Here is a 25,589-nt window from a genome sequence, read left to right as displayed (position 1 = left end):
TTAGCCTTTCTCAGCTATCAAGCTTTTGGTTCTACAGCGACTTGCTTAGATTGCTTGTTTAACTTTTTCTTTAAACGATGGATTTGTAGCTGAGATTTCATGTGCATACTACCGAACACAACCCATGCTAAGACAAACCCCGAAACAAATACCACTCCAAGAAGAGTTGATAGATGGAAGTCACCTTGAGCAAGCAGATAATTGAAGTTCACGATAGTTTGGTTTTGAGAGCCTAAAGCCAGTGCAATTAGGAAAAGTGCAATAACAGCGACTATTTTTATAATTTTCATATTCATCACTCATTGGTTAATTAGCAGTACGATTATGCAGGAAAATTACTTATCAGACCACCATATTATGGTCATAAAAAAGCGGCATACATTGTAGTATGCCGCTTTTCAAAATTCCGATAAGTAATCTACATTCCTGTATTTACTCGTTCGCGTAGCTCTTTACCTGGTTTGAAGTGAGGAACGTATTTACCATCCAGCTCTACTTTGTCACCGGTTTTTGGATTACGGCCAACGCGAGGCTCACGGTAGTGCAGCGAGAAGCTACCAAAACCACGAATTTCGATTCGATCACCACTTTCTAATGTTGAAGCCATATGCTCTAAAATGTCTTTTACAGCGTCTTCAATTTCTTTTGCAGAAAGATGCGTTTGCTCAGCGCATAGCCTTTCAATTAATTCAGACTTAGTCATAGTTACCCTCGTTGGTTTTCTTTTTAGAAATTATAGACCTATCGGAAAAATAAGCAAAAAAAAAGGGACCCTTAGGTCCCTTTCTTAGCGAAAAATTAAATTATTCGCCTTTAGCAGCTTTGAATGCATCTGCCATTGCGTTACCGAACGCGCCTTCGTCAGACTTGTTCAGTGAAGCCATTGCTTCTTGCTCTTCAGCTTCATCTTTAGCTTTGATAGATAGGTTGATTACGCGGTTCTTACGGTCTACACCTGTGAACTTCGCTTCAACGCTGTCACCAACGCTTAGGATTAGAGACGCATCTTCTACGCGGTCGCGAGAAACTTCAGAAGCGCGGATGTAACCTTCAACGCCTTCGATTAGCTCGATAGTAGCGCCTTTCGCGTCAACTGCAGTAACAGTACCGTTTACAAGAACACCTTTCTTGTTGTCAGCAACGTATGCGTTGAACGGGTCGTTTTCCATTTGCTTAACGCCAAGAGAAATACGCTCACGCTCTGCATCTACTGCAAGAACAACTGCTGAGATTTCGTCGCCTTTCTTGTACTCACGTACAGCTTCTTCACCAGCAACATTCCAAGAAATGTCAGATAGGTGTACTAGACCGTCGATACCGCCTTCAAGACCGATGAAGATACCAAAGTCAGTGATAGACTTGATCTTACCAGTAACTTTGTCGCCCTTAGCTTGCATTTCTGCAAATGACTGCCATGGGTTAGCTTTACACTGTTTCAGACCTAGAGAGATACGACGACGTTCTTCGTCGATATCAAGAACCATAACCTCAACTTCGTCGCCAACATTAACAACTTTAGATGGGTGGATGTTCTTGTTAGTCCAATCCATTTCAGAAACGTGTACTAGACCTTCAACGCCTTCTTCGATTTCAACGAAGCAGCCGTAGTCAGTTAGGTTAGTAACACGACCAGAAAGCTTGTGACCTTCTGGGTAACGCTTAGCGATTGCTACCCATGGATCTTCGCCTAGTTGCTTAAGACCTAGTGATACGCGAGTACGCTCACGGTCGAACTTAAGAACTTTAACTAGGATTTCGTCACCAACGTTAACGATCTCTGATGGGTGCTTAACGCGCTTCCAAGCCATATCTGTGATATGTAGAAGACCGTCAACACCGCCAAGGTCAACGAATGCACCGTAGTCAGTAAGGTTCTTAACGATACCTTTAACTTCAGTACCTTCTTGTAGAGTTTCAAGAAGTTCGTCACGCTCAACGCTGTTCTCAGATTCGATAACAGCACGACGAGAAACAACAACGTTGTTACGCTTCTGGTCTAGCTTGATTACTTTGAACTCTAGCTCTTTGTTTTCTAGGTGAGCAGTGTCACGGATAGGACGTACGTCTACTAGAGAACCTGGAAGGAAAGCACGGATACCGTTTAGTTCAACAGTGAAACCGCCTTTAACTTTACCGTTGATGATACCAACAACAGTTTCAGCTTCTTCGCAAGCTTTCTCAAGAACGATCCAAGCTTCGTGACGCTTAGCTTTCTCACGAGAAAGTTGAGTCTCACCGAAACCGTCTTCAACAGCGTCTAGAGCTACGTCTACTTCAGCGCCAACTTCAACTTCAAGTTCGCCAGCAGCGTTCTTGAACTGTTCAGCAGGGATAGCAGATTCAGACTTAAGACCAGCGTCAACAAGAACGAAACCGTTCTCGATAGCTACTACAGTACCTTTAACGATGCTGCCTTGTTGGAATTCTGTTTCGTTTAGAAACTCTTCAAAGAGTTGAGCAAAAGATTCAGTCATTATTTAATCTTCAATAATTAAACGTCCATGGGTATCCTACCGCATGGGGTTGATAAATTCGCCGGTTATCATCCTTGCAACCAACGTTCTTGCCGACTCGGTAAAAATTTACCCAGTCAGTTTCGATTCAATATAGTGTAGTGCTTTTTCAACTACCTGCTCAATATTCATTGAGGTAGAATCAAGCACAAGCGCATCCTCAGCAGGGCGTAATGGCGCTACTGGGCGATTACGATCTCGGTCGTCTCGCTCTTGGATCTCGCTCAAAAGGTCGACAAATTTAACATCTAAGCCTTTGCCTTGCAACTGTTTAAGACGGCGATTCGCGCGTTCTTCAGCACTTGCATCAAGGAAAATTTTCGCTTCAGCATTCGGGAAAACAACGGTACCCATATCGCGACCATCGGCAACTAGGCCAGGTGCAGCACTAAAAGCGCGTTGACGACGCAGTAAAGCCTCACGAACTCGTGGCAATGCCGCCACTTTAGACGCAGCCATTCCTGTTTCTTCTTTACGAAGTTCGCCTGATACATCTTCGCCTTCAAGAATCACTTTTACTAGTTCACCCTCAGCAATAAACTGAACGTCTAAATGCGTTGCTAGAGGTACTAAAGCATCTTCAGACTCTGTGTCTACACCGTGATGAATTGCTGCCAAAGCTAGTACGCGATAAATGGCACCCGAATCTAGTAGATGAAAGCCTAGCTTTTCCGCTAGCAACATACATAGGGTACCTTTACCTGCACCGCTTGGGCCATCAACCGTAATCACTGGGCTTTGAGAAGGCATGTTTTACTCCACGTTTCTTCGTAAGTTATATTCCGCACTCGCATAACACGACTGCGTTAACAGGCGGCATATTATAGAGAAAAATTAGATTTGGAGCGAGGTAAATCTCACATTAATCCTCGACGGGGTTTTATTGACGAACTATCTTTGATCTCGATTAACGCCAATCAAATTACGATGACCTAAAAAGACAAAACCCCGCTACGACGCGAGGTTTAGATTAAATTCAACTTAGATGGCATCAAGGCTAATCATCAACCGATTATAGCTCTAACCGCTTCCAAATCGTCTGGAGTATCAACACCCGGAGCTGGCGCTTCAGCCGCGATATCTACGTGAATCTTTTCACCATACCAAAGCACTCGCAGTTGCTCCAAGCACTCAATACGTTCTAGCGTGCTTGGTTCCCAATTGATATAGGTATTAATAAAACCAGCACGGTACGCGTAGATTCCGATATGTCTTAGCAGCGGTGATTCAGCGCTAGTGCCGTTATTGGCGTAGGCATCACGATCCCATGGAATCGTCGCACGACTAAAGTAAAGCGCATAACCATCTTTATCCGTGACAACTTTCACTGCATTTGGATTGAAAACTTCATCCACTTCTGTGATTTCAACACCGAGTGTTGCCATTGGCGCTTGGCTCGCTGCTAAGTTGTTCGCCACCTGATTGATAATACTAGGTGGAATCAGAGGCTCGTCGCCCTGTACGTTCACGATAATATGATCGTCAGGGATCTTCATGACATCAATCACCTCAGCCAGACGCTCAGTACCAGACTCATGTTTAGGTGATGTCATGCAAACATCGGCACCAAAAGCTTTAGCAGCCTTTTCTACACGTGCATCATCGGTCGCAATGATAACTTTATCTGCACCTGCTTTAAGTGATTGCTCATAGACCCACTGGATCATCGGCTTACCACCGATATCAGCGAGAGGCTTACCCGGTAAGCGGCTCGATTGATAACGAGCTGGAATAACGACCGTAAACGACATGATTATTTACCTTCATCCATTGAGATTGCGCGCGCTTCAGGCTCAAGAAGCACAGGAATACCCTCTTTAATTGGGTACGCAAGTCGATCAAGTTTACAAATCAGTTCTTGCTTATCTTTGTCAAAAGTCAATTTACCTTTGCACACTGGGCAAGCAACGATTTCAAGTAGACGGTGATCCATAGTATTCCATAACCTCTTCTATTTTTTGCATAACTTTGTGTTGTGATGCTTGGTCAAACTGTGCAGATACTGGCAGATACCACCAGTTCTCTTGGGCATAACTTTCGCATTTCACAGCGTCTTTTTCTGTCATGATGATGTTCTTCCCCTTCTGTGCGAGGGCGTAAAGCTCATCTTTGTTAAATTCTTTATGGTCGGCAAAGCCTTGAGTATGAACGACTGCCGCACCAAGGTCTGCCAGTGTTTTGAAAAAACGTGGTGGATGACCAATCCCTGCAAATGCGATTAGCTCAGCTAATTGGTCAACGGAGGCTTTCTCTCCTGTCTTTAGATTTACCGCTTCGCTTGGGGCCAAAGACATTGCCATCTCATCATGTTGCGCTTGGCCACCATTGTTAATAATAAAATCAACCTCGGTTAATCGCGAAACTGGTTCTCGCAGTGGACCAAGAGGTATTGGCTGCTCATTGCCAAACCTGCGAGCACCGTCAATCACGACAAATTCCACATCTCGCTCTAAAGCATAATGCTGAAGACCATCATCCGTCACAATAACGTCAACGCCATGGTCTAACAATGCTTTCACCGCATTTGCTCTAACCGGATCAACAGCCACGGGGGCACCGGTGCGTTTCATGATCAATCGAGGCTCATCACCACAATGAGCTGCAGGTGTGCCCTTTGACAATACTAATGGGTAATTTGGCGCTTTCGCTCCATAACCTCGTGACACAACACCCGGCTTGTAACCCTGAGCTTGTAGCATCTCAACTAACCAAATAACAACCGGTGTTTTTCCATTACCACCGGCAGTAATATTGCCAACAACAATCACTGGCAACGGCGCGCGATAAGACGCCTTTTCCCCACTCTGATATGACTGACGACGCTTGTTACTAATGTAGCGAAACAGTCGACTCAATGGCCACAAAAGCGGCCAGAGCAGATATTTCAGAGGGTGGTTTTCAAACCAAATCTTTTCAACCACGGCGAATTCGATCCTTATTCACCAAATTGGATGCGGTGAAGTTGAGCATAAGCACCATCATGCTGGATAAGTTCAGCGTGGGCACCGCGTTCAACGATATGGCCGTCATCGACAACCAGAATCTCATCGGCTTGTTCGATGGTGGATAAACGGTGAGCAATCACGAGTACTGTTTTGTCTTTTTGCAGCTCATCCAGCGCAGATTGAATAGCACGCTCTGACTCCGTATCAAGAGCAGAGGTTGCCTCATCAAGAATCAAAACAGGCGCATCTCTTAGTAATGCACGAGCAATCGCGAGTCGTTGGCGTTGGCCACCTGACAAGCTCGCACCATTCTCACCGATCACGGTATCAAAGCCATTCTCCATACCTTCAATAAACTCAGTAGCATGTGCAAGTTTAGCCGCATGTTCAATCTGCTCGCGGGTGTACTCTTCTTCCGCCGCATAAGCGATGTTGTTGGCTACCGTATCATTGAATAGATGTACGTTTTGCGAAACCAATGCAAAGTGCTCACGCAGGTTACGCAGTTCGTAGTCGCGAATATCATGACCATCGAGCTCGATTGAACCAGAATCTACATCATAAAAACGAGTAAATAAGTTAGCGATGGTACTCTTCCCTGAGCCAGAGCGACCAACTAGAGCCAGAGTTTTTCCCTGTGGTATCGAGAAGCTTACATTTGCAAGCGCAGGAGAATCTGCACCTTGATAAGTAAATGTGATGTCTTTTACCTCGACCTCACCCTTCACAGATTTTGGCTTCAATGTGCCTTTGTTTTCTTCCGTTTCTAAGTCCATTAAGCCAAATAAGGTTTGGCTCGCTGCCATACCACGTTGAAACTGAGATGTTACGTTGGTCAGTGCCTTTAATGGGCGCATCAAGCCAAACATCGCCGAGAATACTACCGTAAACGTACCCGGTGTTAGGTCTGCCTTTATAGAATCAACACTAGCCAAGAACAGAACGACAACGATGGCTACAGAAGCAATCATTTGAATAATCGGGTTAGCTGCAGCTTGCGCCGTCACCAACTTCATTGTTTGTTGACGCATCTGATTGCTGACCTTATCAAAACGTTCTTTTTCTACGTCTTGACCGCCATAAGTTAATACAACTTTATGACCTTTCAGCATCTGTTCAGAAGACGATGTTACGTGCCCCATGCTGGTTTGCATGTTCTTTGATATCTTTCTAAATCGCTTAGAAACGACACTGATTGCCCAAGCGACAACCGGCGCAACCGCAAACAACACTAGAGAAAGTTGCCAGCTATTCCAGAACATCAAAACCAATAGGCCGATGATACTCGCACCTTCGCGAACAATACTGACCAAGGCTTTACTGGTTGCCGCCGATACCTGTTCAGAGTCGTAGGTAATACGTGATAGCAGTGCACCGGTTTGCTCTTTATCAAAGAAGGATACGGGCATATGCATGAAGTGATTGAAGATTTTGCGGCGAATTTCCATCACCACATTACCGGAGACCCAACTCAAACAATAAGTTGAGACAAAGCCACTCATACCACGAATGAACATCATGGCAAAAATAATCAATGGGAGTGTACGTAAGAAATCAGACTCTGCGTTACCAAAGCCTTCATCAAGCAAAGGTTTTAACAACGAGATCATGTAGGTGTCAGAAACCGCATTGATGATCAGCGCAACAACCGCTACAGCCAAACCAGATTTGTAAAGTCGAATATAGACCCAAAGTCGTTTAAAGGTTGCCCAGGTACTTTCATCTTTATCTATAGACATAGAATCGCTTAATTTTTCTCACAATAATCTATCTATTCTACTCCCTTCCTGACCATCTGCCTATACCAAGGCTGTGCTCTATCTTCTCTAATCGCATGATAATTCCAACCTTTAGGCCTTATGGTGATGGTAATTTGACCGCTTTCACCTGTATCTAACCATTTAGCATTAATCGTTTGATATCTCTCAACAACCTCACGATGTGGCATCCCCCAGCGATTACCTTTAGCCAACGATGCGATGACCAGAGAGGGCGACACGGCCTCGACAAAACGCTGAGTCGATGATGTTTTACTGCCATGATGAGGCACGAGCATGACATCACTTTCTAGAGCTGAGCCTTTTCTTGATAACATCCACTCGCTGATAAGCTCAATATCTCCAGTGAGCAACATTGAAAACTGGGATTGTGGATCGAACAAACGTACGACGCAGGAGTGAGGATTATAGGCACGTTTGGCGAGTCTTGGCGGCCACATCACCTCAAAGTTTATCCCTTGCCAATCCCACTGCTCGCCAGCAATACACGAATTGACCAAAGGAAGCTCTTTCTCGGCAAAACCCTGACTGCTTCGAACCCAAAAGCCTGACCGCGACTTCAATAGATCATCCAATCCGCCAGCATGGTCTGAATCGAGATGACTCAATATCACCCCGTCTACTTTTGGTTCTCCTCTTTGTCTAAGTATCGGCAGCAAAGTCGAAGTCACGACAGAGCCTCCTTGCCAATGGTTACCCAGATCATAAATCAGACTGCGCCCGTTTTTTTCAATCATCACGGCCAATCCATGCCCCACATCCAACACATCAACTCGCCAGTCAATACGTTCACTGCTCGGACTCACCCAGCGTAAACTTGCGATCAATAAGATTAAAAACGTCATTGGAGGTTTAACATAGCGGTGAATGAACAACCCAACAAACACAAGGATACTTAACCACTGTGCCGTAACCCTATCAAACACCCACCAATACGGAGGTGACCAAGCCGCCGATATTGAAACGGCTTCGAGCAGAACGTTGATCCCTTGCCATAAAAAAGGCGTGTCACTCGAAAAAAGAATTTGGCAAACCAGAGAGAGGAAAAGCAACGGCATAACAACGAACGTTATCCAAGGGAGCAGTAGCAAGTTATAGACAAGAGAAAGAGCACTCACTCCCTGATAGTAGTAAAGCGTCATAGGAAGCAAGAGAAGCGTCAAAACACATTGAATCTTAACCACCAGCATAGCCTTGCCCAAAGGGCCATCTTGGTGCTCACTAGAGTTAAACAAGGAAACGGCATATAGAACAGCTGCAAGCGCCCCAAAAGAGAGCCAAAAACTACTTGTGAGAATTGAGTAAGGCCACATCAACAGCACAATGCAGACGCTGAGCAAAATAAAATTTAGACGCCCAACACTTCTTCCCTGCCAAATGAAGTAGCTCCCTAAGCAACACATCACAACCGCTCTAAGCGTTGGTAGCGTAAAGCCAGAAAACCAACTGTAGATGATCGCGATGAAAAGACCGGACACAAAAGGTAGCCAAATCATAGCCGGCATCATGCAACGTAAACCACGCCCAACTTGATAGCCGATGCCAAACGCCATCCCAATATGCAGTCCTGAAATCGCGACCAGATGAACCAACCCACTACTTTTCAACTCTAGCCAGCGCTGCTGAGAAATGAACTCTCGATAACCAAAGGTCAAAGCCAATATCAAGTCCTGATTCGATAGCGTATCTATCTTAGCCACTACTTGGTTAAACCAAATCGCACGCCACGATGGTGACGAGTCGATGCGATAGCGCGTACCCGATTGATAAGAAGCATGCGCCACTATTCGTTGGCCAAAAGAGTACCTTTCTAAGTCAAAACCGGCTTCATTAAGTTTGCCTAAAATGGGTTTCATCTTTACGTTCAACTCAACTTTTTCGCCTTGAGTCACTCGGAATGGGGTAAATAGTCTGGCCTTCACCCATTGCCACTTGGTTAATTTCTCACCGTTAATTGATCTAACTACAATTACGCTTTCATAACCTCGCCTATTTTCACTAAAAAGGCTAACAACCGACGCATTTATGGTAATATCCTGCCCGGACTTAAAGAGTACAGTTGTTTGCTGTTTTACCAAACCACTGACCAATAGAACCACAATCAACCCCGAGAATAGACCTCGTAAAGGTTGGAAAACGCTATACTTGGTTGATGACAAGAGAACCACTAGCATCAACCAGCCCCAGTTCCAATTGGGCATCACAGGCCATAGGCTTGCTGACGTTAACGTCACAGCAAAAGACAATAAAAACCAAGTATTAAACAAAAGAGTTACTTCCTATATGCCAAGAAAGTTTATTAAGCGTTTTATGCCTGACCATGAGCTAATCAAGCGTCAGAAAGCATTAAAAGTTTTTGGCAACGTGTTATACAACCCAAATTTATGGTGCTTGAATCGACGTTCTGCCGCAGGCGCATTTGCCGTTGGTCTGTTTATGGCCTTCGTGCCGCTGCCCAGCCAAATGATCATGTCTGCAGGGCTTGCCGTCGTATGTGGCGTTAACCTGCCATTAGCGGTGGCATTGGTTTGGATCAGTAACCCCATCACCATGCCGGTGCTGTTCTACTTTGCGTACAAAGTTGGTGCCTTTGTCATGCACGTCCCGCCGCAACCGTTCCATTTTGAGCTGTCTTGGGATTTCATTCTGGCGCAAATGAGCACTATTGGGCCCCCTTTCCTACTAGGCTGCCTAATCTGTGGCATCGTATCCGCAATGATTGGCTACTTCGGTATCAGAGGGTTGTGGCGCTACTCAGTAGTAAGAAGCTGGAAAAAACGGCGAGTCAGATGAAATGAGGCTGTCACGATAGCGTTAGCCTAGGTAAGTAGAAAGAGAGATAAACCCGAGCGGCTAGACATGAATTCGTTTTTTGTTGCAGTGCTTTCAATCACTACTTAGAGATCGTGAATACGACGCGATTAAAAAAGGATCCCAATTGGGATCCTTTTTTGTACGTGCAAGCTCTTAACTCAGTGCAAGCCAACTTAAATACAAGCAGAGGCTTATTTCGAACTTAATACCGCTGCGGGGTTCAGTTTTGCCGCGCGAGAGGCTGGATATAAGGTCGCTAGCAAGCTCAAAACAATCGCGGTACCTGACACAATAAACACATCGCTCATATCAAGCTGTGAAGGCAGAAAATCCACAAAGTAAATATTGCCGGACAAGAACTGATGATCTATGAGCTTCTCTAAGCCTTTGATCAAATGAGTTAGGTTCAGAGCAACAAGCACCCCTATCACACTACCCACCAAGCTTCCTAGTACACCAGAGAAGGCACCCTGCCAAACAAATATACGTTTCACCAAGCCATCAGAAGCGCCCATGGTTCTCAAAATAGCGATCTCTGACGCTCGGTCTTTCACCGCCATCATCAGTGTTGAGACGATATTAAAACAAGCAACACCAATCACCAGCACCATGACTAAATACATAATGGTTCGTACCAGCTGAATATCACGATACAAAAATCCATATTTCTGCTGCCAACTGCGCAGGTAAACATAGACATCTAACTGGTTTCCTACCTCACGAACAATGTTGTTTGCATTAAGAACATCGCTGACTTTAAGTGAAACACCCGTAACTGCATCGTCCAACTTAGCATAGCTTTGGGCATCCTTAAGTGGTACCAGCGCTAGGTTATGGTCAATCTGTCCATTCAGGGTCAGTAACCCGGTCACCTTAACGCGCACACGCTTTGGCGCTTGAACTTTAACTGAGCCATTCGCTGTCGGAATCATCAAAGTTAAGTAGTCCCCAACCTTAGCTCCAATGGCATCGGCGACGCCAGAGCCCAAAATGACCTGCTGCTCACCACTCTTGAAAGACTGCCATACCGACTTATCAATAAAACTACTAAGACTAGATACCTGCGATTCAAGCTCTGGATCAATACCACGAACCTCGATCGCTTTAAGCTCTTTTCCGCGTTCCGCTAACGCAGTAATTTTTACGTAAGGTGCAGCTGCAAGCACTTTTTCATGCTCTACCGATGCATCAATCACATGCTGCCAACGATCGATCGGTTTATTCACACCTTCAAACTCACCGTGTGAGATCACCGACAACACACGAGATTCTAACTCACGTTCAAAGCCATTCATTGCGGATAAGCCAATGATAATCACCGCAACCCCCACCGCTATACCGACTGTCGATGAGAGAGAAATAAACGAGACCATTTTGTCGCGCTGTTTCGCCCGACTGAATCGCCCACCAATTAACAGAGATAAAGAAGCAAACACTAATTCACCTCCTCATGGACATTGACCAGCAACCCATCTTGCATGTGCAGTTGACGATCCATTTTTGCTGCCAATTCGCCGTCATGCGTAACCACCAAGAAAGCCGTGTTGTATTCACGGTTCAGCTCTCGCATTAAGTCATAAATAGAGAGCGCAGTCGCATGGTCAAGGTTACCCGTAGGTTCATCAGCTAAAACTAGAGAAGGTTTATTGACCAGAGCACGTGCAATAGCGACACGTTGTCTTTCACCGCCTGATAGCTCAGATGGACGATGATCAACACGATGACTCAAACCCACTTTATCTAATAGTGACGCCGCTTCTTGTTTCGCTTGGCTTGGTTTAACGCCGCCGATCAACAATGGCATCGCAACATTCTCAAGCGCAGAGAAGTCGGCTAATAGATGATGGAACTGATAAACAAAACCGAGGTGTTGGTTGCGCAGCTTTGCTTGTTTGTTTGAGCTAAGCGTTGCCAAGTCTTTCTCTAAAAAGTGAACGCTGCCCGATGACGCATCATCCAGCGCGCCCAAAATATGCAGCAAGGTACTTTTACCAGAACCAGATGTACCGATAATCGACACCAACTCGCCCTGTTCAATATCAAAACTCACGCCCTTCAACACTTCAGTATCGAGTGAACCTTCGCGATAAGTTTTGCGGATGTCCCGACATTGAAGAAAATTACTCATAACGAAGAGCCTCAGCAGGTTTAACAGAAGACGCACGGTAAGATGGGAAAACCGTAGCAATAAGACTAAGTGCGATCGCCAACAGAACGACCACAACAATTTGAATCGGGTTAATCAGTACTGGCAGCTGACCGCCAAATGAGAATAGAGCTACACCCATCGCTTCAAGAAGGGTATTAAGATTCATCGCTAAAATCACGCCTAATAGACCGCCAGAGAGAGCACCGATGACGCCGCTACTTGCACCTTGAACCATAAAGATACCCATGACTTGCCCGTCTGACATGCCTTGCGTCTTTAAGATAGCTACCTCTGACTGCTTCTCCATCACTACCATAATGAGCGCGGAAATAATATTGAAAGCTGCGACACCAATGATTAAGCCAAGCATCAACCCCATCATATTTTTCTCCATGCGCACAGCTTGGAACAGCTCACCACGTTGGTCACGCCAATCGCTCCACTCCCAACCTTGAGGTAGAGGCTTCTCCGCTAAGTCTGCAACTACAAACGGGTCTTCGAAAAACAGTCGCCAACCAGAGATGGTATCTGACTTAAAGCGCATCAAGCGGCCAGCATCTTCAATGTGAGTAACCATCAACTGACCGTCAATATCGGAGCCAGTATTAAAAATGCCTGCAACGGTAAAGTTACGCTGGCTTGGAATACGACCCAATGGCGTATATTGGCTTGCCGAAGTCACCATAAGGCGCACTTTATCGCCCAAAGAGACTTTTAGGTTGCGTGCGAGTGTATGGCCTAAAAACAGCTGATACTCTCCCGCCTTCAAAGAAGACAAGCGTCCTGCAATAAGATGATTCTGCAGCGGATCATCGGACGCAGGTTCGATACCAATCAACAAACCCGCAGCTAACTGAGCTGGGCTCTGGATAACCGCTTCACTGCGTACTAAAGGCTCGACATGACCATTTAACGAAAGCTGTTGAGCGAATTCAGGTGGCGTACCGGTGAGCTGTGTTTTTGCCCCAGTTTCAGACACTACGGCTTGAGGTAAAACACCGAGAATACGGTCTTTGAGCTGCGCTTCGAATCCATTCATTACTGATAGAACAGTAACTAACGACAACACACCAATCGTGATCCCTGCCGTTGACATATAAGACACAAAACGGCTAAAGCGATCCCCTGAACGGCCTTTTAGATATCGCAGACCGACAAACATAGAAATAGGATGAAACATACTTTGAACCATCGAGTAGAGTTGCGGGTTAATGTAACGGGATTTACTTTCACTGTGTAGGGGTTAACTGCAAATATAGAGTGAATTCACCCAATTAGTCGACGATTTACCCTAACCCACCACAATTGTTGCTTCTAAAACAAACTATTTGTCACTTTCCCTATGCTGACCTTGATTACTGTAGCCACATAGCGATAATCAATAGATCACTTCAAGGAACCAAAGCATGACAGAGCAAGAATTTTTCACCGTCCACCATAGCCTTACCGCCAACATCGAGCCGATGGTAGAAGATTTTGTTCTCCCGTCACCGATTCAGTTTGAAGCAGAGATTCCAGCCCCATTTGTGGTGGCGAGTGAATTCAGCCAACTTGATCTGATGGCCGATAGCGCACGTAAAGAGCTAAAAAACAGCGACCTAAAAAATGTGATCAGTTTGCTCGATGCTCAAAACTCTAAGCTCAATTTGCTTCTCAGCTTCATGCTTTCTCAACAAGACCAAGCCGAGTTTCGCACCCACACCTATAGCTTTGGTGCGAGTCAGTTTTCTTGCTTTACACAAAAAGACATTGAAGCGGGAAGATATGTAAAAGCGAAACTGTTCCTTGAACACCCAGCCGCGGCGGTTTATTGCTACGCTCAAGTAAGCAGTTCGCAGCCTAGAGACGGCGGATTTGAAGTTCAATTTAAATATGCGCACCTGCGTGACACAGACCAAGATCTATTGATTAAAGCGGCCTTGCACCAGCAACAGAAGCTACTTCGTCAACGCTCACTCGATCGAGATAATAAGTAAATCCCATGACCGACACATCGATTTTTACCTTACCGACGCCAAGTGGCGCGGGGGACAAAAAACATTTAGGTAATCTAATAGGCTCTTCTCTGGCAGCTTCTATCGCCGGTTTAGCTGAGCAACACAGCAGTCATACCTTACTTGCGGTTCCAGACCCTCAAATCGCACTGAAATTGCAGTCAGAAATCGAACAGTTTACCCAGCATTCCGTCAATTTGTTCCCAGATTGGGAAACACTGCCGTACGACAGTTTCTCCCCACACCAAGAGATCATTTCAGACCGAATCGCTCACCTGTACGCGCTGCCGACACTCAAGAGCGGGATTACGATTGTCCCGATTAGCACACTATTGCAACGCCAATCACCAAGAGAGTTCTTACTTCAGCACACATTGATGGTGAAGACTGGCGATCTCTACTCATTAGAGAAGCTGCGCTTACAGCTTGAAAAGTCAGGCTATCGCTATGTTGACCAAGTATTTGGCCCGGGTGAATACGCCAGCCGAGGCTCGATCCTAGATTTGTTCCCAATGGGCAGCAAAGACCCATACCGTATTGATTTCTTCGATGATGAGATCGATACCATTCGAACCTTCGATCCTGAAAATCAGCGCTCAATCGCCGACATTGACGAAATTCGCCTGCTGCCTGCTCATGAGTTCCCAACATCTGACTCTGCGATTGAAGATTTTCGTATTCGTTGGCGTCAGCAGTTTGAGGCTCGCCGTGAACCTGAATCTGTCTATATGCAGGTGTCTAAAGGAACATGGCCAGCCGGTATCGAATATTGGCAACCTCTGTTCTTTGACCAAACTGAAACCCTATTTGACTATGTTGCCGATGACACACAAATCTTGGCACTGGGTGACATAGAGCAAGCGGTAGACACCTTCTTATCTGATGTCGAGCATCGCTATGAACAACGCGGTGTCGATCCATTACGTCCACTGCTATCACCTGACCAACTTTGGTTGAAGAAAGATGAACTCTTCACTCACTTCAAACAAAAAGCTCAAGTAATTCTGAGTGTCGATAGCATCGAAGAGAAAGCTGGTCGCACCAACCTTCCGGTTTCGGCACTACCAGATCTGAGCGTCCAGCATCAGAATAAAGAGCCCCTGGCTAACCTGCGTAAGTTTACCGAGTCATTTACAGGTAAGGTGGTGTTTTCAGTCGAATCTCAGGGTCGACGTGAAGCACTGAGCGAGCTACTTCAAGGGATCAAGATTCGTCCAGTTGAAGTCGAGACACTGATTCAATCACTCTCAGAAAGCGACAAGTTCAATCTCGTCTTAGGTGCTGCTGAGCATGGTTTTATCGACACCCAACGCGATTTGGCTTTCATTTGTGAAAGTGATCTTTTAGGTGATCGCGTTATTCAACGCCGCAAAAAAGATAAGAAAAGCGTTAACAGCGATACTGTTATTCGCCACCTTGCCGAACTGAAACCGGGCCAGCCTGTGGTTCACATCGACCACGGTATTGGTCGTTATATCGGTCTGCAAACCCTTGAAGCGGGCGGCATGAAAACCGAGTACGTGACGCTTGAATATCAAAATGACGCCAAGTTATACGTACCAGTTGCCTCACTTAACCTAATCGGACGCTACTCAGGTGGCGCTGAAGAGAGTGCTCCTCTGCATAAACTTGGCGGCGAAGCGTGGCAGAAAGCCCGTAAACGCGCTGCTGAGAAAGTGCGAGACGTGGCCGCTGAACTGCTTGATGTCTACGCCAAACGTGAGCTCAAACCGGGCTATAAGTTTATCCTAGACCGCGGCCAATACGCGACCTTCAAATCAGGCTTCCCATTTGAAGAGACTGACGACCAATCTATGGCGATCAACGCTGTAATGTCGGATATGTGCCAACCAAAGGCCATGGACCGTCTAGTGTGTGGTGACGTAGGCTTTGGTAAAACCGAAGTGGCGATGCGCGCAGCGTTCGTCTGTACCGATAACGAAAAGCAAGTCGCCGTATTGGTGCCAACCACCCTACTTGCGCAGCAGCACTTCGAAAACTTCAGAGATCGATTTGCCAATCTGCCGATTCGTGTCGAGGTATTATCACGCTTTAAATCTGCTAAAGAGCAGAAACAGATCTTGGCAGATGTCGCAGAAGGCAAAGTCGATATCGTCGTCGGCACACACAAACTGCTCTCCAATGACATCAAGTTCCACGATCTGGGGCTATTGATTGTCGACGAAGAGCACCGCTTTGGTGTTCGCCAGAAAGAGAAAGTCAAAGCGATGCGTGCGGATGTCGATATCCTAACACTGACTGCAACGCCAATCCCACGAACGCTGAACATGGCGATGAGTGGCATGCGCGATCTCTCGATCATTGCCACACCGCCAGCAAGGCGATTAGCGATTAAAACCTTTGTCAGACAGAGTGACGATGCTGTTGTCAGAGAGGCAGTGTTGCGTGAAATCATGCGTGGTGGACAAGTTTACTTCCTGCACAATCAAGTAGACACCATCGAGAAAACCGCTGAATCACTGCAAAAGTTAATTCCAGAGGCACGTGTCACCGTCGCCCACGGCCAGATGCGTGAACGCGAACTCGAACGCATCATGAATGATTTCTATCACCAGCGCTTTAACCTGCTTGTGTGTACTACCATCATTGAGACGGGTATCGATGTACCAACGGCAAACACCATCCTGATGGATCGCGCGGATAACCTCGGTTTAGCACAATTACACCAGCTGCGTGGTCGTGTAGGCCGTTCTCACCACCAAGCGTATGCATACCTATTAACGCCGCACCCTAAAGCGATGACCAAAGATGCAATTAAGCGACTCGATGCGATTGCTTCATTGGAAGACCTAGGCGCCGGCTTTACCTTGGCAACTCACGATTTAGAGATTCGTGGTGCAGGTGAACTGTTGGGTGACGAGCAGAGTGGTCAAATCCAATCCGTCGGCTTTAGCCTGTATATGGAGATGCTAGAGCAAGCCGTTGAAGCACTTAAAGAGGGCCGAGAGCCATCGCTCGATGACCTTCTGCGCGAACAAACCGAGATTGAGATGCGTCTACCGGCACTTCTGCCTGATGACTACATTCCAGACATCAATACACGTTTATCGACTTACAAACGCATTGCGAGTGTCGCCAATAACGACGAACTGGCTGAGCTTAAGGTTGAGTTGATTGATCGCTTTGGTGTACTGCCCGATGCCACCAAAAACCTGCTATCCGTTTCTGAATTGAAACTGGCGGCAGCAGCGATCAAGGCGAAGAAGATTGAAGCACACGATAAAGGCGGCTTCTTAGAATTCTACCCAGACGCTGACATAAACCCAGCCTACCTTGTTAAACTATTGCAATCTCAACCGCAAAAGTTTTCAATGGAAGGGCCAACTAAATTCAAGTTTACGGTACCATTGGTAGACAGACGGAAGCGAATTCAATTTGTCGGTGATCTACTGAGCGAATTCAGACAGAACTTGCTGCCAGCAAGCTAATTCTTCAATTTCACTGAGCATTTAATTTATCCAGCCGGCTCTCTGGCTGGGATACGGAGTAAAAATGAAACGACTGATCCCACTACTACTATTGTTGGTCTCGATGCCAAGTTTGGCGCAAAGACAGTTTGATATAGAAGTGATCATTTTCAAGCGTGCTGTTGATGCAGAGAAAGTCAACGAATCATGGCCAAACAGCCTCCCTGAGATCTCGCTTGAGCGCGCTGGTTCTTTCCAAAACTCTCAATTCAGAGCTCAGAAAGGTGTGCAAATGCTACCCTTCTCAGCGTATGAGCTGACGGGTGAGAAAGAAAAACTGCGCAAGCACGCGGGTTTTGAAGTATTGATGCACACGGCTTGGCGCCAAGGTGATGAAGGTCGAAATGCGGCCCCAGTATTTCGTATTCAAGCGGGTAAAGACTATTCGAAATCGTTTAATGCCGATGGCTCAGAAAAGAGTGCTGTTGTAGCGACAAATGATAACGGTATTACTGAAGAGACCATTGATAAGCCTCTATACGAACTAGACGGCAAGCTGCAGATCTATGTTCAACACTATCTATACGCTGAAACTACTTTGGATCTGAAAGCACCAAGTGTTCGTGAAGTCACACTTCAAGAGCAACAAATCGAGCTAGACTCGCCAGTCAGTGGTGGTGACAGTACTATTCAGGTCGGCAATTTGACTGAGATCTCTCCAACAGTGAAAGTGGAAGAGTTCCTTAAGAGCTACCGTATGGACCAGAAGCGTCGCATGCGCAGTACTGAAACTCACTACCTAGATCACCCTCTATTGGGCATGATTATTCAGGTTCGACGCGTCGCGCAGTAATCAGTCAATAAACTATACTTAGTTTCTTATCGATACGCCCTCCTAGTGAGGGCGTTTTGTTATTAGGAGGGCATGATGAGTCCAGACTTCCACATTGTCACACCCCGTTTAGTCCTTAAGATAATTGAAGCCTCTGATGCAGCAGAGTTCGCTCAATGCATTCAAAAGTCATCAAGCCTATTTCGTTGGATTGATTGGTGCCACAGCGCTTATTCAGAGCAAGACGCCGAGAAGTTCATTCTTGCCACGCGACTAAATTGGGTCAAAGCGGATGCCTTCGGCTTCGGTATTTTTGATCGTGAAAGTAACGCTCTTATGGGGATGGTAGCGATCAATGAGCTCTACCACACCTTTAATATGGCGAGCTTGGGCTATTGGGTCGCAGACAAATATCAGAGGCAAGGCATAGCAAAAGAAGCCATGTTAGCTTTATTTGAGTTCTGTTTTGCGCAACTCAAACTTACAAGACTTGAAATAGTGTGCGATCTCGACAACCTGCCAAGCCAACATCTGATAGAGGCTTGTGGAGCCACTCGTGAAGCGATAGCTCGAAACCGATTCATCTTTAATGGACAGCCCAAAGATGGCGTGGTCTACGCAGTGCTTCCACCAAGTTATGGGCACGAAAAACGAACATAAACCGATGACATAAAAAAAGAGCTCCTGAGAGCTCTTTTTCGTACGTCTTTATTTAATCTGCTTATTAGTGAAGCTTAAGGTTTGGACGCAATACGCGGTTAATACGGCCTACCAACATCATCAGTGATGTCTTAATCACACCGTGCAACGCCATTTGGTGCATGCGGTACAGTGAAATGTAAACCACACGAGCAATACGGCCTTCAACCATCATAGAGCCTTTGGTTAGGTTACCCATCAAGCTACCAACGGTAGAGAAACGGCTAAGTGATACCAAAGAGCCTTTGTCTTTGTAGATGTATGCTTTCTGCTCGCGACCGTTCAGCTTAGCGATGATATTGCTGAATGCACAGCTTGCCATTTGGTGTGCCGCTTGAGCACGAGGTGGAACGAAAGAACCATCCGCTTGAGTACACTGAGCTAGGTCACCAATAACGAAGATGTCGTCATCACGTGTTGTTTGTAGTGTGTCTTTTACAACCAATTGGTTAATACGGTTAGTCTCTAGGCCACCAATATCTTTAATGAAATCTGGTGCTTTGATACCTGCTGCCCAAACCATGATTTGTGCTGGGATCTTCTCGCCGTCTTTGGTTGTCAGGCCATCAGCATCCGCTTGTGTCACCATCGTCGTCGTACGCACGTTCACACCAAGCTTAGTCAGCTCTGAGTGTGCAGCACTTGAAATACGAGGTGGTAGAGCAGGAAGAATACGCTCACCCGCTTCGATCAGGTTTACGTTTAGCTTGCTTGAGTCAAGGTCGCCAAAACCGTAGGTACGCAGCTCTTTTACCGCGTTGTGCAATTCTGCAGAAAGCTCTACACCTGTTGCACCTGCACCAACGATAGCGATATCAACCGTACCTTGACCGTTCTTAGCATGCAGCTTTAAGAACTCATTGTTCATTTCAGTACGGAAACGGTGCGCCTGCTCTGGGCTATCTAGGAAGATACAGTTGTCACGTACCCCTGGAGTATTGAAGTCGTTTGACGTAGAGCCAATCGCCATAACAAGAATGTCATACTCTAGTTCACGGCTTGGCATCAGTAGTTCGCCATTGTCATCACGCAGTTCGCTCAGTGCGATAACTTTGCGCTCACGATCGATGTCGTTCAGGCTACCCATTTGAAAATCAAAGTAGTGATTCTTTGCATGAGCACGGTAGCTTAATGCATCAACACCTTCATCCAGAGAACCCGTTGCAACTTCGTGCAATAGCGGCTTCCAAAGGTGGCTCGCTTTGCGGTCAACCAATGTGATCGTTGCTCGTTTTTTGCGCCCTAGGGTGCGCCCTAGCTTGGTTGCTAGTTCTAAACCACCAGCACCACCGCCTACTACGATAATTTTTGTCACGATGACAATCCTCTACAAAATAAATAAAAAGTGTTCGGCTCGATTACTCCAACCGATAAATTCTGTTTTTTACTCGGGAACCTGCGCTGTCGCTAAAGGAATGATGTAAACGTATTTGTTGTCCTGTTACCGAGTGTTTAGAGGGGCTCAAACTAAAGTCGTCTGCTTTAGCGTTTTCACGTGGAAAATGGGTCTACCTGAGAGGTAGAGCACAAATAAATGGGCAAGTTTATGACTCGCTCTCAATTTTTTTTGATATTTATCAAAATATTTTATTACCGAACATTATATAGAGCAAAAACGTGACCGCAACTAAAATCCTTACCTTCAATGAGGTTTCGCAGAAAAAATAGTTAACGTTTGCGTCAGTTTCATTCAGCTGCTCAATTCGTCAGGCAAAAAAAAGCAGCACTCGTCAAAGTACTGCTTTCTCGATCAACATTAAGTCGGGCGTTAGGCGTTCTTAAACGCTTTCATCGCCTGTAAATGCTGGGAAATCTTCTTGAACTTATGGGACTCTTTCTCATCCCAAATGATTTGGTAATAGTCTTCAAGTGCTTCAGCTGTTTTGCTGTTATCGTGGATCTCATCTTCACGAGATAGGACAACCAGACAGCGATCTTTGTTCTTCATGCGATATTGGCTGACACACTTTGTTGCAATATCTTCATACTCTTCAGGTCGGTCAATTCGCCCCATCATGTTCTTTTCAGGCGTTAGGTTAGGGTTAAAAATCACCTGCTTGATGCCGCAAAGAAAACCAATACGTTCAGACCAATAGCCGCCTAAACCTACCCCACAAATAATCGGGTGTGGATCATCAGACTGTTCAATCACTTTATGCACCTCTTTCAACAAGTGCTGCATATCGTGTTTTGGGTGTAAGGTACTGTAGTTAATGAAGCGAACGTCATCGTCAATGAATTGCAACTGCAGTATTTTTTCGTGGTTGCCCGGGCTTGTCGAGTCAAAGCCATGTAGGTAAATAATCATTGTACCTCCCTGGTAAAATGCTGGTACGTTTTGATAAATCTAACATGAAAAATAAGGTTTTAAAGTACAGATATCTGAATTTGCATTTTTCCCATCCTAAACGTGATCCTAGCTACAGAAAGTGCAACTAAGTGCTCTCGCTTCGTCCAGATATTCATCACCACCCCACAGTTGATGAGCCAACAAATACCAGAGCATTGCCATCATTCTGCTGCGTGGTAGCCAAGCCTCGACACCCTCAACCCAAGCCTGCGTGTCATGGATACCTCGAAGCTGACAATACTGTTTCACCGACTCTTCAACAGGTGCATTAGCAACAGAAAGAGTTAGGGTGAGATCTAATCTAGGGTCAGCCAACGCCGCATACTCCCAATCAATGATTTTTATCTCTTGCTGTTGACGCACAAGGTTGTAGCCACCCAAATCAAAGTGACAAAGCGTATTCTCTATCGGAGGTATATCAGGGGTAGCACGCCACTCCCGATAAATGCGTTCGAACTCCTCTCCACGGTGTTGTTGATCAAGTCGAAGCCAATAGTGGTCAACTCGGGCAGTAAAGCAGAAAGGATGTAGGGGTAAGCGCTGAGTATTAACGAGGTGCACCGATACCAATGTTCTCATTAACTGCTCAAGTGACAGATCTTCATGAATCGTATTGCCTTCAACCCATTCGACTAGCAAGCCCTGCTTATTGATGGTGATAGGCTGAGGCGCGATCTCAAGGCGTTCAATAGCCGATAACACTTGATACTCTTCATGGCGAGAGATACCAAAGGCCTCTGTAATAGGAGTGTTAGGTCGCCAAACATAAGATTGGCCATCTGCGTCCATCAGTTTCCAGCAGCGGTTAGTTAGGCCACCCGTCAAGGTTTGGGCCTTAATAGGGGGCTGTTCAAAATAGCTGTCGAGTGAGCCTAAGCTCGCATCCAGTTTTTTAGCCTCTTCCCAGCAGAAAATCGCCATACTCCCTGTTCTCCCTATAAAAAAGACACCAACGTAAAAACGCCAGTGTCTTTTATTTTACTCAGTAACCATGTAACGCAACATCTGCACTACTGCTTGGCCCAATTATAGACCTAGCAAGCTCTTAGATTTCTGCTTACGGATTTCAGTCTCGTCTGCCCATTCGATCAAGCCAGACTCAAGGTCCATTAGACGCATTGTCATTTTGTAGTATACGTCTTGGTCGCTACCGTCTTTCTTAACGATGCTTGATAGGTTGCCGTAAAGCATGTACTGAGCACCTACCATCTTACCGAACTGGATAGCAGAGCTTTGATTCACAAGCTCATCATTGTTTTGGAAGTTCAGTTGTTCACGAACTGACTCTACACGATCCATATCAACAAAACGAAATTTACCCGAGTTCAGCATTTTAGTGCTGATGGTATCCGTGATTGACTCAGTATCGATGTGCTCGCTGGTTTTGTTCTTGATGCGCTCAACAAACACGATTGGACGCTGATCACGGGTAATGTAAGAAACCGAACCAGAAGCCATCATGCTATCAACCATTTCACCAGCAATCGTTTGAAGGTCCGTTGAACCGAAATCGATGGTCGTGGTTTCTACCGCTTGCGCATCACCATAACTTACTTTGTTTGAACAACCGCCTAGAATTACAGCTAATCCCAATAGCGCAATGACACTCTTTTTCATTTTATTTCCTCACATATCAAAGTAGAACAGCGCCCTACTCACAAATTTTGAAGGCTAAGCTGAATGCCGTTGTTAGGCCGACTCCGCTTAGCCACTAAAGATTACTGTTCCCGAAACTGTACTCGAAATTGAGTTGCTTTCGGGTTCACTGAAATTTCTGACAAGGTAATCGTCTCGAAACCACGAACAATCGCTTGCTTCCAAGGGCCCTGTTTCAAGTTCACTTCTAGGCCGGCATCGTCATACCAATAGAAACGATACAGGATATTTTGATCACCCTTGTAGTCGCTCGTTAGACGCACAAGCCCACGCGTATGACCATCGACTTGATCGGTTCTTACATCATCGACCAACAATCGGCTACCAAGAACCTTGTCACCAAAAAATACGTTTTGAGTTAGACCATCAACACGCACGCCTGCTGTGTTATCCGCACAACCTGCTAAGGCTGCAACAGCCGCCAAGCTCACTAACCATTTCTTCATTACAGCCTCCCTAGCTGCTTATGCCACATTGTGGCGTTATTCCCTTGGCGAGAAACCCAAACCAAGGTGGTTTGTCCATCTCGCACATCAAACTGATATGACTTACCACCCGCTTCTAAGGTGTAGTTACCAGCGTTAGCAACATAGGTGCTGCTCTTAACTTGAGCAGGCAGTGACTGCCAACTGCGGGTATCTGGCTGCTCAGTCAAGGTGTTCCAGACATTGAACAGCAAGTTGCCAACATCATCGCCGTTTGCTGCTTCCTTACGAATTCGGTCTTTGGCAACCACACGCAGCGCTTGGCGAATCACAATACTTGGCAAACGCTCTGATAGATCGTTCTGTGCCATCGCATCAACATCGGTCAATAGGCTGCCATTAAGCGCTGTACCGTTAATACGAATCGATGCGAACCTTTCGCTCGGCTGATTTGAATAGTATGGCAGAGCTAAAGAATATATGGCGCCTTGGTCACGACTGTCATAAATGGGTAAATCCAGACGCCAACTGTCCATGGCTTGTACAACGCTCTGCTCATCTAAGACGATAACTCGTCCTTGCCCACTCTTAAGAGCAGCTGGCATCGCGTAGCGCTTTTTCATTTTCGCTAAATCTTCACGCATGCCTAAGCGTTGAGCGACTAACATTGCACGCTCAATCACCTGTTGGTTATCTGGCATCACAGCTAATGCGCGGCGGTAATCAACGTAAGCACTGTTGAGGTCATTGGATGCCTCATACAGCAGCCCAGATAAGAACATCAAATAAGCATTCTGAACCGACTGCAATTTTTTACCCGCATCCGGGTAGTTCGAAAGAATGCTGCCAACGTTCGCCGAAATTCCTTTTGATTTGGCATCATTGGCCGCTCTTTGAAGCTCAGCTTCGCGCTGCTTCTTTGCCTGCTCTTGAACTTGGTTAGCGCGGCGCATCTCGACCAATGCACCCTCTAAATCATTCTGTTTGAGGTAGTTGAGTCCTAGATAAAGGTGTAAAAAGCCCAACTCATAATCAGCTGGGGTATATTCTGTGATGTTGTCATTAACTGCCAATGCACCAACACTGGCGGCACTGTCAGATACTGACACCACGGCTTTATCTTGCTGAACCCTCACTGCTTGGTCTGCTTGTTCAAACCAAGACTTACTCTCTGGGTATTGCTGGTCTAAGAGATAGACACGACCTTTTTCAAGGTTATCCAAAATGTCGCCTGCAGCGTAGTCTGGTAGCTCTTGCTGCGCTTCAGAATAGTCACCCGCTTTAAGCGCTTGGTAAACGCTCTGGTTCTGAGCACTGTAGTGACTAAACAAATTGCCCGCCGACATGCTCGCACACCCGACAGTCAATGCCGAAATCATAGCGACTGAAACGAACTTAACGTACTGTTTCAAAGATTAACTCCTGCCTATCTATACCAACCAACGCTTTGGACTACAGTTCAAGGTTAAAGTTGGTATAGAAAGTCATTTTTTTCCAATTAGCTCATCAATAGTGGGCCTAATGGGCGACCACCAACGAGATGCATGTGAATGTGGTAAACTTCTTGGCCACCGTGCGAGTTACAGTTCACGATCAAACGGTAACCATCTTCAGCGATGCCTTCTTCTTTCGCGAGTTTACGCGCCACTGTAAATAGACGTCCCATCATAGCTTCATCTTCCGCTTCCACATCATTAGCGGTTGGGATCAACTTATTAGGGATGATTAGAATATGACTTGGCGCACGAGGGTTAATGTCACGAAACGCAGTCACTAAATCATCTTGATAGAGAAGATCCGCAGGAATTTCTTTATTGATTATTTTGCTAAAAATGGTTTCTTCAGCCATGTTTTTCTCCAATAAAACATTTACTTCTAAGAGCTTTGAGTATGCGTCAAGCCAGTAGAAACCTCAATCAACCTGAGCCAAAGCATAATAAAAAACAGTGTTCAAATCAAAGAAAACCCAACCAAGCGCAAAAGAATACGATCCCGTATATAGGCTA

Annotated in this window: 24 protein-coding genes; 5 read left to right on the top strand and 19 right to left on the bottom strand. The window is 45.9% G+C overall.

Translation table 11 applies throughout. The features are described from left to right. Positions 1 to 17: 17 nt before the first annotated feature. The 9 genes from KI655_RS07785 to KI655_RS07745 form a co-directional block, all read right to left on the bottom strand. The gene (locus KI655_RS07785) at positions 18 to 290 is read right to left on the bottom strand and encodes a LapA family protein (RefSeq protein WP_285403323.1); all 273 of its coding nucleotides are present in this window, start codon (positions 288 to 290) and stop codon (positions 18 to 20) included. 128 nt (positions 291 to 418) lie between these two features. Continuing rightward, on the bottom strand, positions 419 to 703 hold the full coding sequence (gene ihfB / locus KI655_RS07780) for an integration host factor subunit beta (protein ID WP_032552067.1): 285 nt from the start codon (positions 701 to 703) through the stop codon (positions 419 to 421). A gap of 100 nt (positions 704 to 803) precedes the next feature. Next, positions 804 to 2,474, bottom strand: a complete 1,671-nt coding sequence (gene rpsA / locus KI655_RS07775) for a 30S ribosomal protein S1 (protein ID WP_239842705.1) — start codon at positions 2,472 to 2,474, stop codon at positions 804 to 806. Between the two features lie 108 nt (positions 2,475 to 2,582). Further along, positions 2,583 to 3,263: a (d)CMP kinase gene (cmk, locus tag KI655_RS07770; RefSeq protein ID WP_285403318.1), complete on the bottom strand. Its 681-nt coding sequence runs from the start codon at positions 3,261 to 3,263 to the stop codon at positions 2,583 to 2,585. Positions 3,264 to 3,517: 254 nt separating this feature from the next. Next, positions 3,518 to 4,264, bottom strand: a complete 747-nt coding sequence (kdsB, locus tag KI655_RS07765; protein WP_285403316.1) for a 3-deoxy-manno-octulosonate cytidylyltransferase — start codon at positions 4,262 to 4,264, stop codon at positions 3,518 to 3,520. Between the two features lie 2 nt (positions 4,265 to 4,266). Then, complete coding sequence (locus tag KI655_RS07760) at positions 4,267 to 4,446, bottom strand: Trm112 family protein (protein ID WP_285352480.1); 180 nt, start codon at positions 4,444 to 4,446, stop codon at positions 4,267 to 4,269. Continuing rightward, positions 4,427 to 5,434 carry a tetraacyldisaccharide 4'-kinase gene (gene lpxK / locus KI655_RS07755; protein WP_285403315.1) on the bottom strand — a complete coding sequence of 336 codons (1,008 nt, stop codon included), beginning with the start codon at positions 5,432 to 5,434 and terminating at the stop codon, positions 4,427 to 4,429. Before lpxK ends, KI655_RS07760 begins: the two co-directional genes overlap by 20 nt. Positions 5,435 to 5,448: 14 nt before the next feature. Continuing rightward, complete coding sequence (msbA, locus tag KI655_RS07750) at positions 5,449 to 7,197, bottom strand: lipid A ABC transporter ATP-binding protein/permease MsbA (protein ID WP_285403313.1); 1,749 nt, start codon at positions 7,195 to 7,197, stop codon at positions 5,449 to 5,451. 32 nt (positions 7,198 to 7,229) lie between these two features. After that, entirely contained in the window at positions 7,230 to 9,503 is a 2,274-nt protein-coding gene (locus KI655_RS07745) for a DNA internalization-related competence protein ComEC/Rec2 (RefSeq protein WP_285403311.1), read from the bottom strand. A 16-nt stretch (positions 9,504 to 9,519) separates the two neighbouring features. On the opposite strand from KI655_RS07745, the gene KI655_RS07740 reads away from it, so the two are divergent. Beyond that, positions 9,520 to 10,029 (top strand): DUF2062 domain-containing protein, encoded by a 510-nt coding sequence (locus KI655_RS07740; protein ID WP_285403309.1) that lies wholly within the window; start codon positions 9,520 to 9,522, stop codon positions 10,027 to 10,029. A 212-nt stretch (positions 10,030 to 10,241) separates the two neighbouring features. Here KI655_RS07740 and lolE read toward each other — a convergent pair whose 3' ends face one another. From lolE to lolC, 3 genes are read right to left on the bottom strand one after another with little or no spacing between them, the layout of a single operon-like run. Then, the gene (gene lolE, locus KI655_RS07735) at positions 10,242 to 11,486 is read right to left on the bottom strand and encodes a lipoprotein-releasing ABC transporter permease subunit LolE (RefSeq protein ID WP_285403307.1); all 1,245 of its coding nucleotides are present in this window, start codon (positions 11,484 to 11,486) and stop codon (positions 10,242 to 10,244) included. Then, a complete protein-coding gene (lolD, locus tag KI655_RS07730; protein WP_285403305.1) occupies positions 11,486 to 12,178 on the bottom strand; it encodes a lipoprotein-releasing ABC transporter ATP-binding protein LolD in 693 nt (230 codons plus the stop codon). Before lolD ends, lolE begins: the two co-directional genes overlap by 1 nt. Next, positions 12,171 to 13,379: a lipoprotein-releasing ABC transporter permease subunit LolC gene (gene lolC / locus KI655_RS07725; protein WP_285403303.1), complete on the bottom strand. Its 1,209-nt coding sequence runs from the start codon at positions 13,377 to 13,379 to the stop codon at positions 12,171 to 12,173. The genes lolD and lolC overlap by 8 nt, the downstream gene beginning before the upstream one ends. Positions 13,380 to 13,605: 226 nt before the next feature. Between lolC and KI655_RS07720 the strand changes: the two genes are divergently transcribed. The 4 genes from KI655_RS07720 (at position 13,606) to KI655_RS07705 (ending at position 19,113) form a co-directional block, all read left to right on the top strand. After that, positions 13,606 to 14,175, top strand: a complete 570-nt coding sequence (locus KI655_RS07720) for a PilZ domain-containing protein (RefSeq protein ID WP_285403301.1) — start codon at positions 13,606 to 13,608, stop codon at positions 14,173 to 14,175. A gap of 5 nt (positions 14,176 to 14,180) precedes the next feature. Next, positions 14,181 to 17,642: a transcription-repair coupling factor gene (gene mfd, locus KI655_RS07715; RefSeq protein ID WP_285403299.1), complete on the top strand. Its 3,462-nt coding sequence runs from the start codon at positions 14,181 to 14,183 to the stop codon at positions 17,640 to 17,642. Between the two features lie 64 nt (positions 17,643 to 17,706). Then, positions 17,707 to 18,474: a peptidoglycan binding protein CsiV gene (locus tag KI655_RS07710; RefSeq protein ID WP_285403297.1), complete on the top strand. Its 768-nt coding sequence runs from the start codon at positions 17,707 to 17,709 to the stop codon at positions 18,472 to 18,474. Positions 18,475 to 18,549: 75 nt separating this feature from the next. Next, entirely contained in the window at positions 18,550 to 19,113 is a 564-nt protein-coding gene (locus KI655_RS07705) for a GNAT family N-acetyltransferase (protein WP_285403295.1), read from the top strand. A 64-nt stretch (positions 19,114 to 19,177) separates the two neighbouring features. Here KI655_RS07705 and KI655_RS07700 read toward each other — a convergent pair whose 3' ends face one another. From KI655_RS07700 to hinT, 7 genes are all read right to left on the bottom strand, one after another. Continuing rightward, on the bottom strand, positions 19,178 to 20,467 hold the full coding sequence (locus tag KI655_RS07700; protein ID WP_285403293.1) for an NAD(P)/FAD-dependent oxidoreductase: 1,290 nt from the start codon (positions 20,465 to 20,467) through the stop codon (positions 19,178 to 19,180). 453 nt (positions 20,468 to 20,920) lie between these two features. Continuing rightward, the gene (gene ycfP, locus KI655_RS07695) at positions 20,921 to 21,460 is read right to left on the bottom strand and encodes an alpha/beta hydrolase YcfP (RefSeq protein ID WP_285403291.1); all 540 of its coding nucleotides are present in this window, start codon (positions 21,458 to 21,460) and stop codon (positions 20,921 to 20,923) included. A gap of 108 nt (positions 21,461 to 21,568) precedes the next feature. Then, on the bottom strand, positions 21,569 to 22,423 hold the full coding sequence (locus KI655_RS07690) for a phosphotransferase (protein ID WP_285403288.1): 855 nt from the start codon (positions 22,421 to 22,423) through the stop codon (positions 21,569 to 21,571). 105 nt (positions 22,424 to 22,528) lie between these two features. Beyond that, positions 22,529 to 23,119 (bottom strand): penicillin-binding protein activator LpoB, encoded by a 591-nt coding sequence (lpoB, locus tag KI655_RS07685; protein ID WP_255231045.1) that lies wholly within the window; start codon positions 23,117 to 23,119, stop codon positions 22,529 to 22,531. Between the two features lie 101 nt (positions 23,120 to 23,220). Continuing rightward, on the bottom strand, positions 23,221 to 23,604 hold the full coding sequence (locus tag KI655_RS07680) for a YcfL family protein (protein ID WP_032549503.1): 384 nt from the start codon (positions 23,602 to 23,604) through the stop codon (positions 23,221 to 23,223). Further along, complete coding sequence (locus KI655_RS07675) at positions 23,604 to 24,929, bottom strand: COG3014 family protein (protein WP_373417312.1); 1,326 nt, start codon at positions 24,927 to 24,929, stop codon at positions 23,604 to 23,606. The genes KI655_RS07680 and KI655_RS07675 overlap by 1 nt, the downstream gene beginning before the upstream one ends. Positions 24,930 to 25,081: 152 nt before the next feature. Beyond that, positions 25,082 to 25,432: a purine nucleoside phosphoramidase gene (gene hinT / locus KI655_RS07670; protein ID WP_150871736.1), complete on the bottom strand. Its 351-nt coding sequence runs from the start codon at positions 25,430 to 25,432 to the stop codon at positions 25,082 to 25,084. Between the last annotated feature and the right edge of the window lie 157 nt (positions 25,433 to 25,589).

The organism is Vibrio sp. D404a (assembly GCF_030248535.1).
GTDB lineage: Bacteria > Pseudomonadota > Gammaproteobacteria > Enterobacterales > Vibrionaceae > Vibrio.
This window is presented reverse-complemented; position numbering and strand designations above follow the sequence as displayed.

Excerpts from the sequence above, each read along its gene's own strand:
- mfd (WP_285403299.1), top strand. The coding sequence starts at position 14,181 with ATGACCGACACATCGATTTTTACCTTACCGACGCCAAGTGGCGCGGGG.
- KI655_RS07705 (WP_285403295.1), top strand. The coding sequence starts at position 18,550 with ATGAGTCCAGACTTCCACATTGTCACACCCCGTTTAGTCCTTAAGATA.
- kdsB (WP_285403316.1), bottom strand. The coding sequence starts at position 4,264 with ATGTCGTTTACGGTCGTTATTCCAGCTCGTTATCAATCGAGCCGCTTA.
- msbA (WP_285403313.1), bottom strand. The coding sequence starts at position 7,197 with ATGTCTATAGATAAAGATGAAAGTACCTGGGCAACCTTTAAACGACTT.
- lolD (WP_285403305.1), bottom strand. The coding sequence starts at position 12,178 with ATGAGTAATTTTCTTCAATGTCGGGACATCCGCAAAACTTATCGCGAA.
- cmk (WP_285403318.1), bottom strand. The coding sequence starts at position 3,263 with ATGCCTTCTCAAAGCCCAGTGATTACGGTTGATGGCCCAAGCGGTGCA.
- rpsA (WP_239842705.1), bottom strand. The coding sequence starts at position 2,474 with ATGACTGAATCTTTTGCTCAACTCTTTGAAGAGTTTCTAAACGAAACA.
- ihfB (WP_032552067.1), bottom strand. The coding sequence starts at position 703 with ATGACTAAGTCTGAATTAATTGAAAGGCTATGCGCTGAGCAAACGCAT.
- ycfP (WP_285403291.1), bottom strand. The coding sequence starts at position 21,460 with ATGATTATTTACCTACATGGCTTTGACTCGACAAGCCCGGGCAACCAC.
- KI655_RS07680 (WP_032549503.1), bottom strand. The coding sequence starts at position 23,604 with ATGAAGAAATGGTTAGTGAGCTTGGCGGCTGTTGCAGCCTTAGCAGGT.
- KI655_RS07720 (WP_285403301.1), top strand. The coding sequence starts at position 13,606 with ATGACAGAGCAAGAATTTTTCACCGTCCACCATAGCCTTACCGCCAAC.
- lolC (WP_285403303.1), bottom strand. The coding sequence starts at position 13,379 with ATGTTTCATCCTATTTCTATGTTTGTCGGTCTGCGATATCTAAAAGGC.
- lpoB (WP_255231045.1), bottom strand. The coding sequence starts at position 23,119 with ATGAAAAAGAGTGTCATTGCGCTATTGGGATTAGCTGTAATTCTAGGC.
- KI655_RS07690 (WP_285403288.1), bottom strand. The coding sequence starts at position 22,423 with ATGGCGATTTTCTGCTGGGAAGAGGCTAAAAAACTGGATGCGAGCTTA.
- KI655_RS07740 (WP_285403309.1), top strand. The coding sequence starts at position 9,520 with ATGCCAAGAAAGTTTATTAAGCGTTTTATGCCTGACCATGAGCTAATC.
- KI655_RS07710 (WP_285403297.1), top strand. The coding sequence starts at position 17,707 with ATGAAACGACTGATCCCACTACTACTATTGTTGGTCTCGATGCCAAGT.
- KI655_RS07675 (WP_373417312.1), bottom strand. The coding sequence starts at position 24,929 with ATGTCGGCGGGCAATTTGTTTAGTCACTACAGTGCTCAGAACCAGAGC.
- hinT (WP_150871736.1), bottom strand. The coding sequence starts at position 25,432 with ATGGCTGAAGAAACCATTTTTAGCAAAATAATCAATAAAGAAATTCCT.
- KI655_RS07760 (WP_285352480.1), bottom strand. The coding sequence starts at position 4,446 with ATGGATCACCGTCTACTTGAAATCGTTGCTTGCCCAGTGTGCAAAGGT.
- KI655_RS07785 (WP_285403323.1), bottom strand. The coding sequence starts at position 290 with ATGAAAATTATAAAAATAGTCGCTGTTATTGCACTTTTCCTAATTGCA.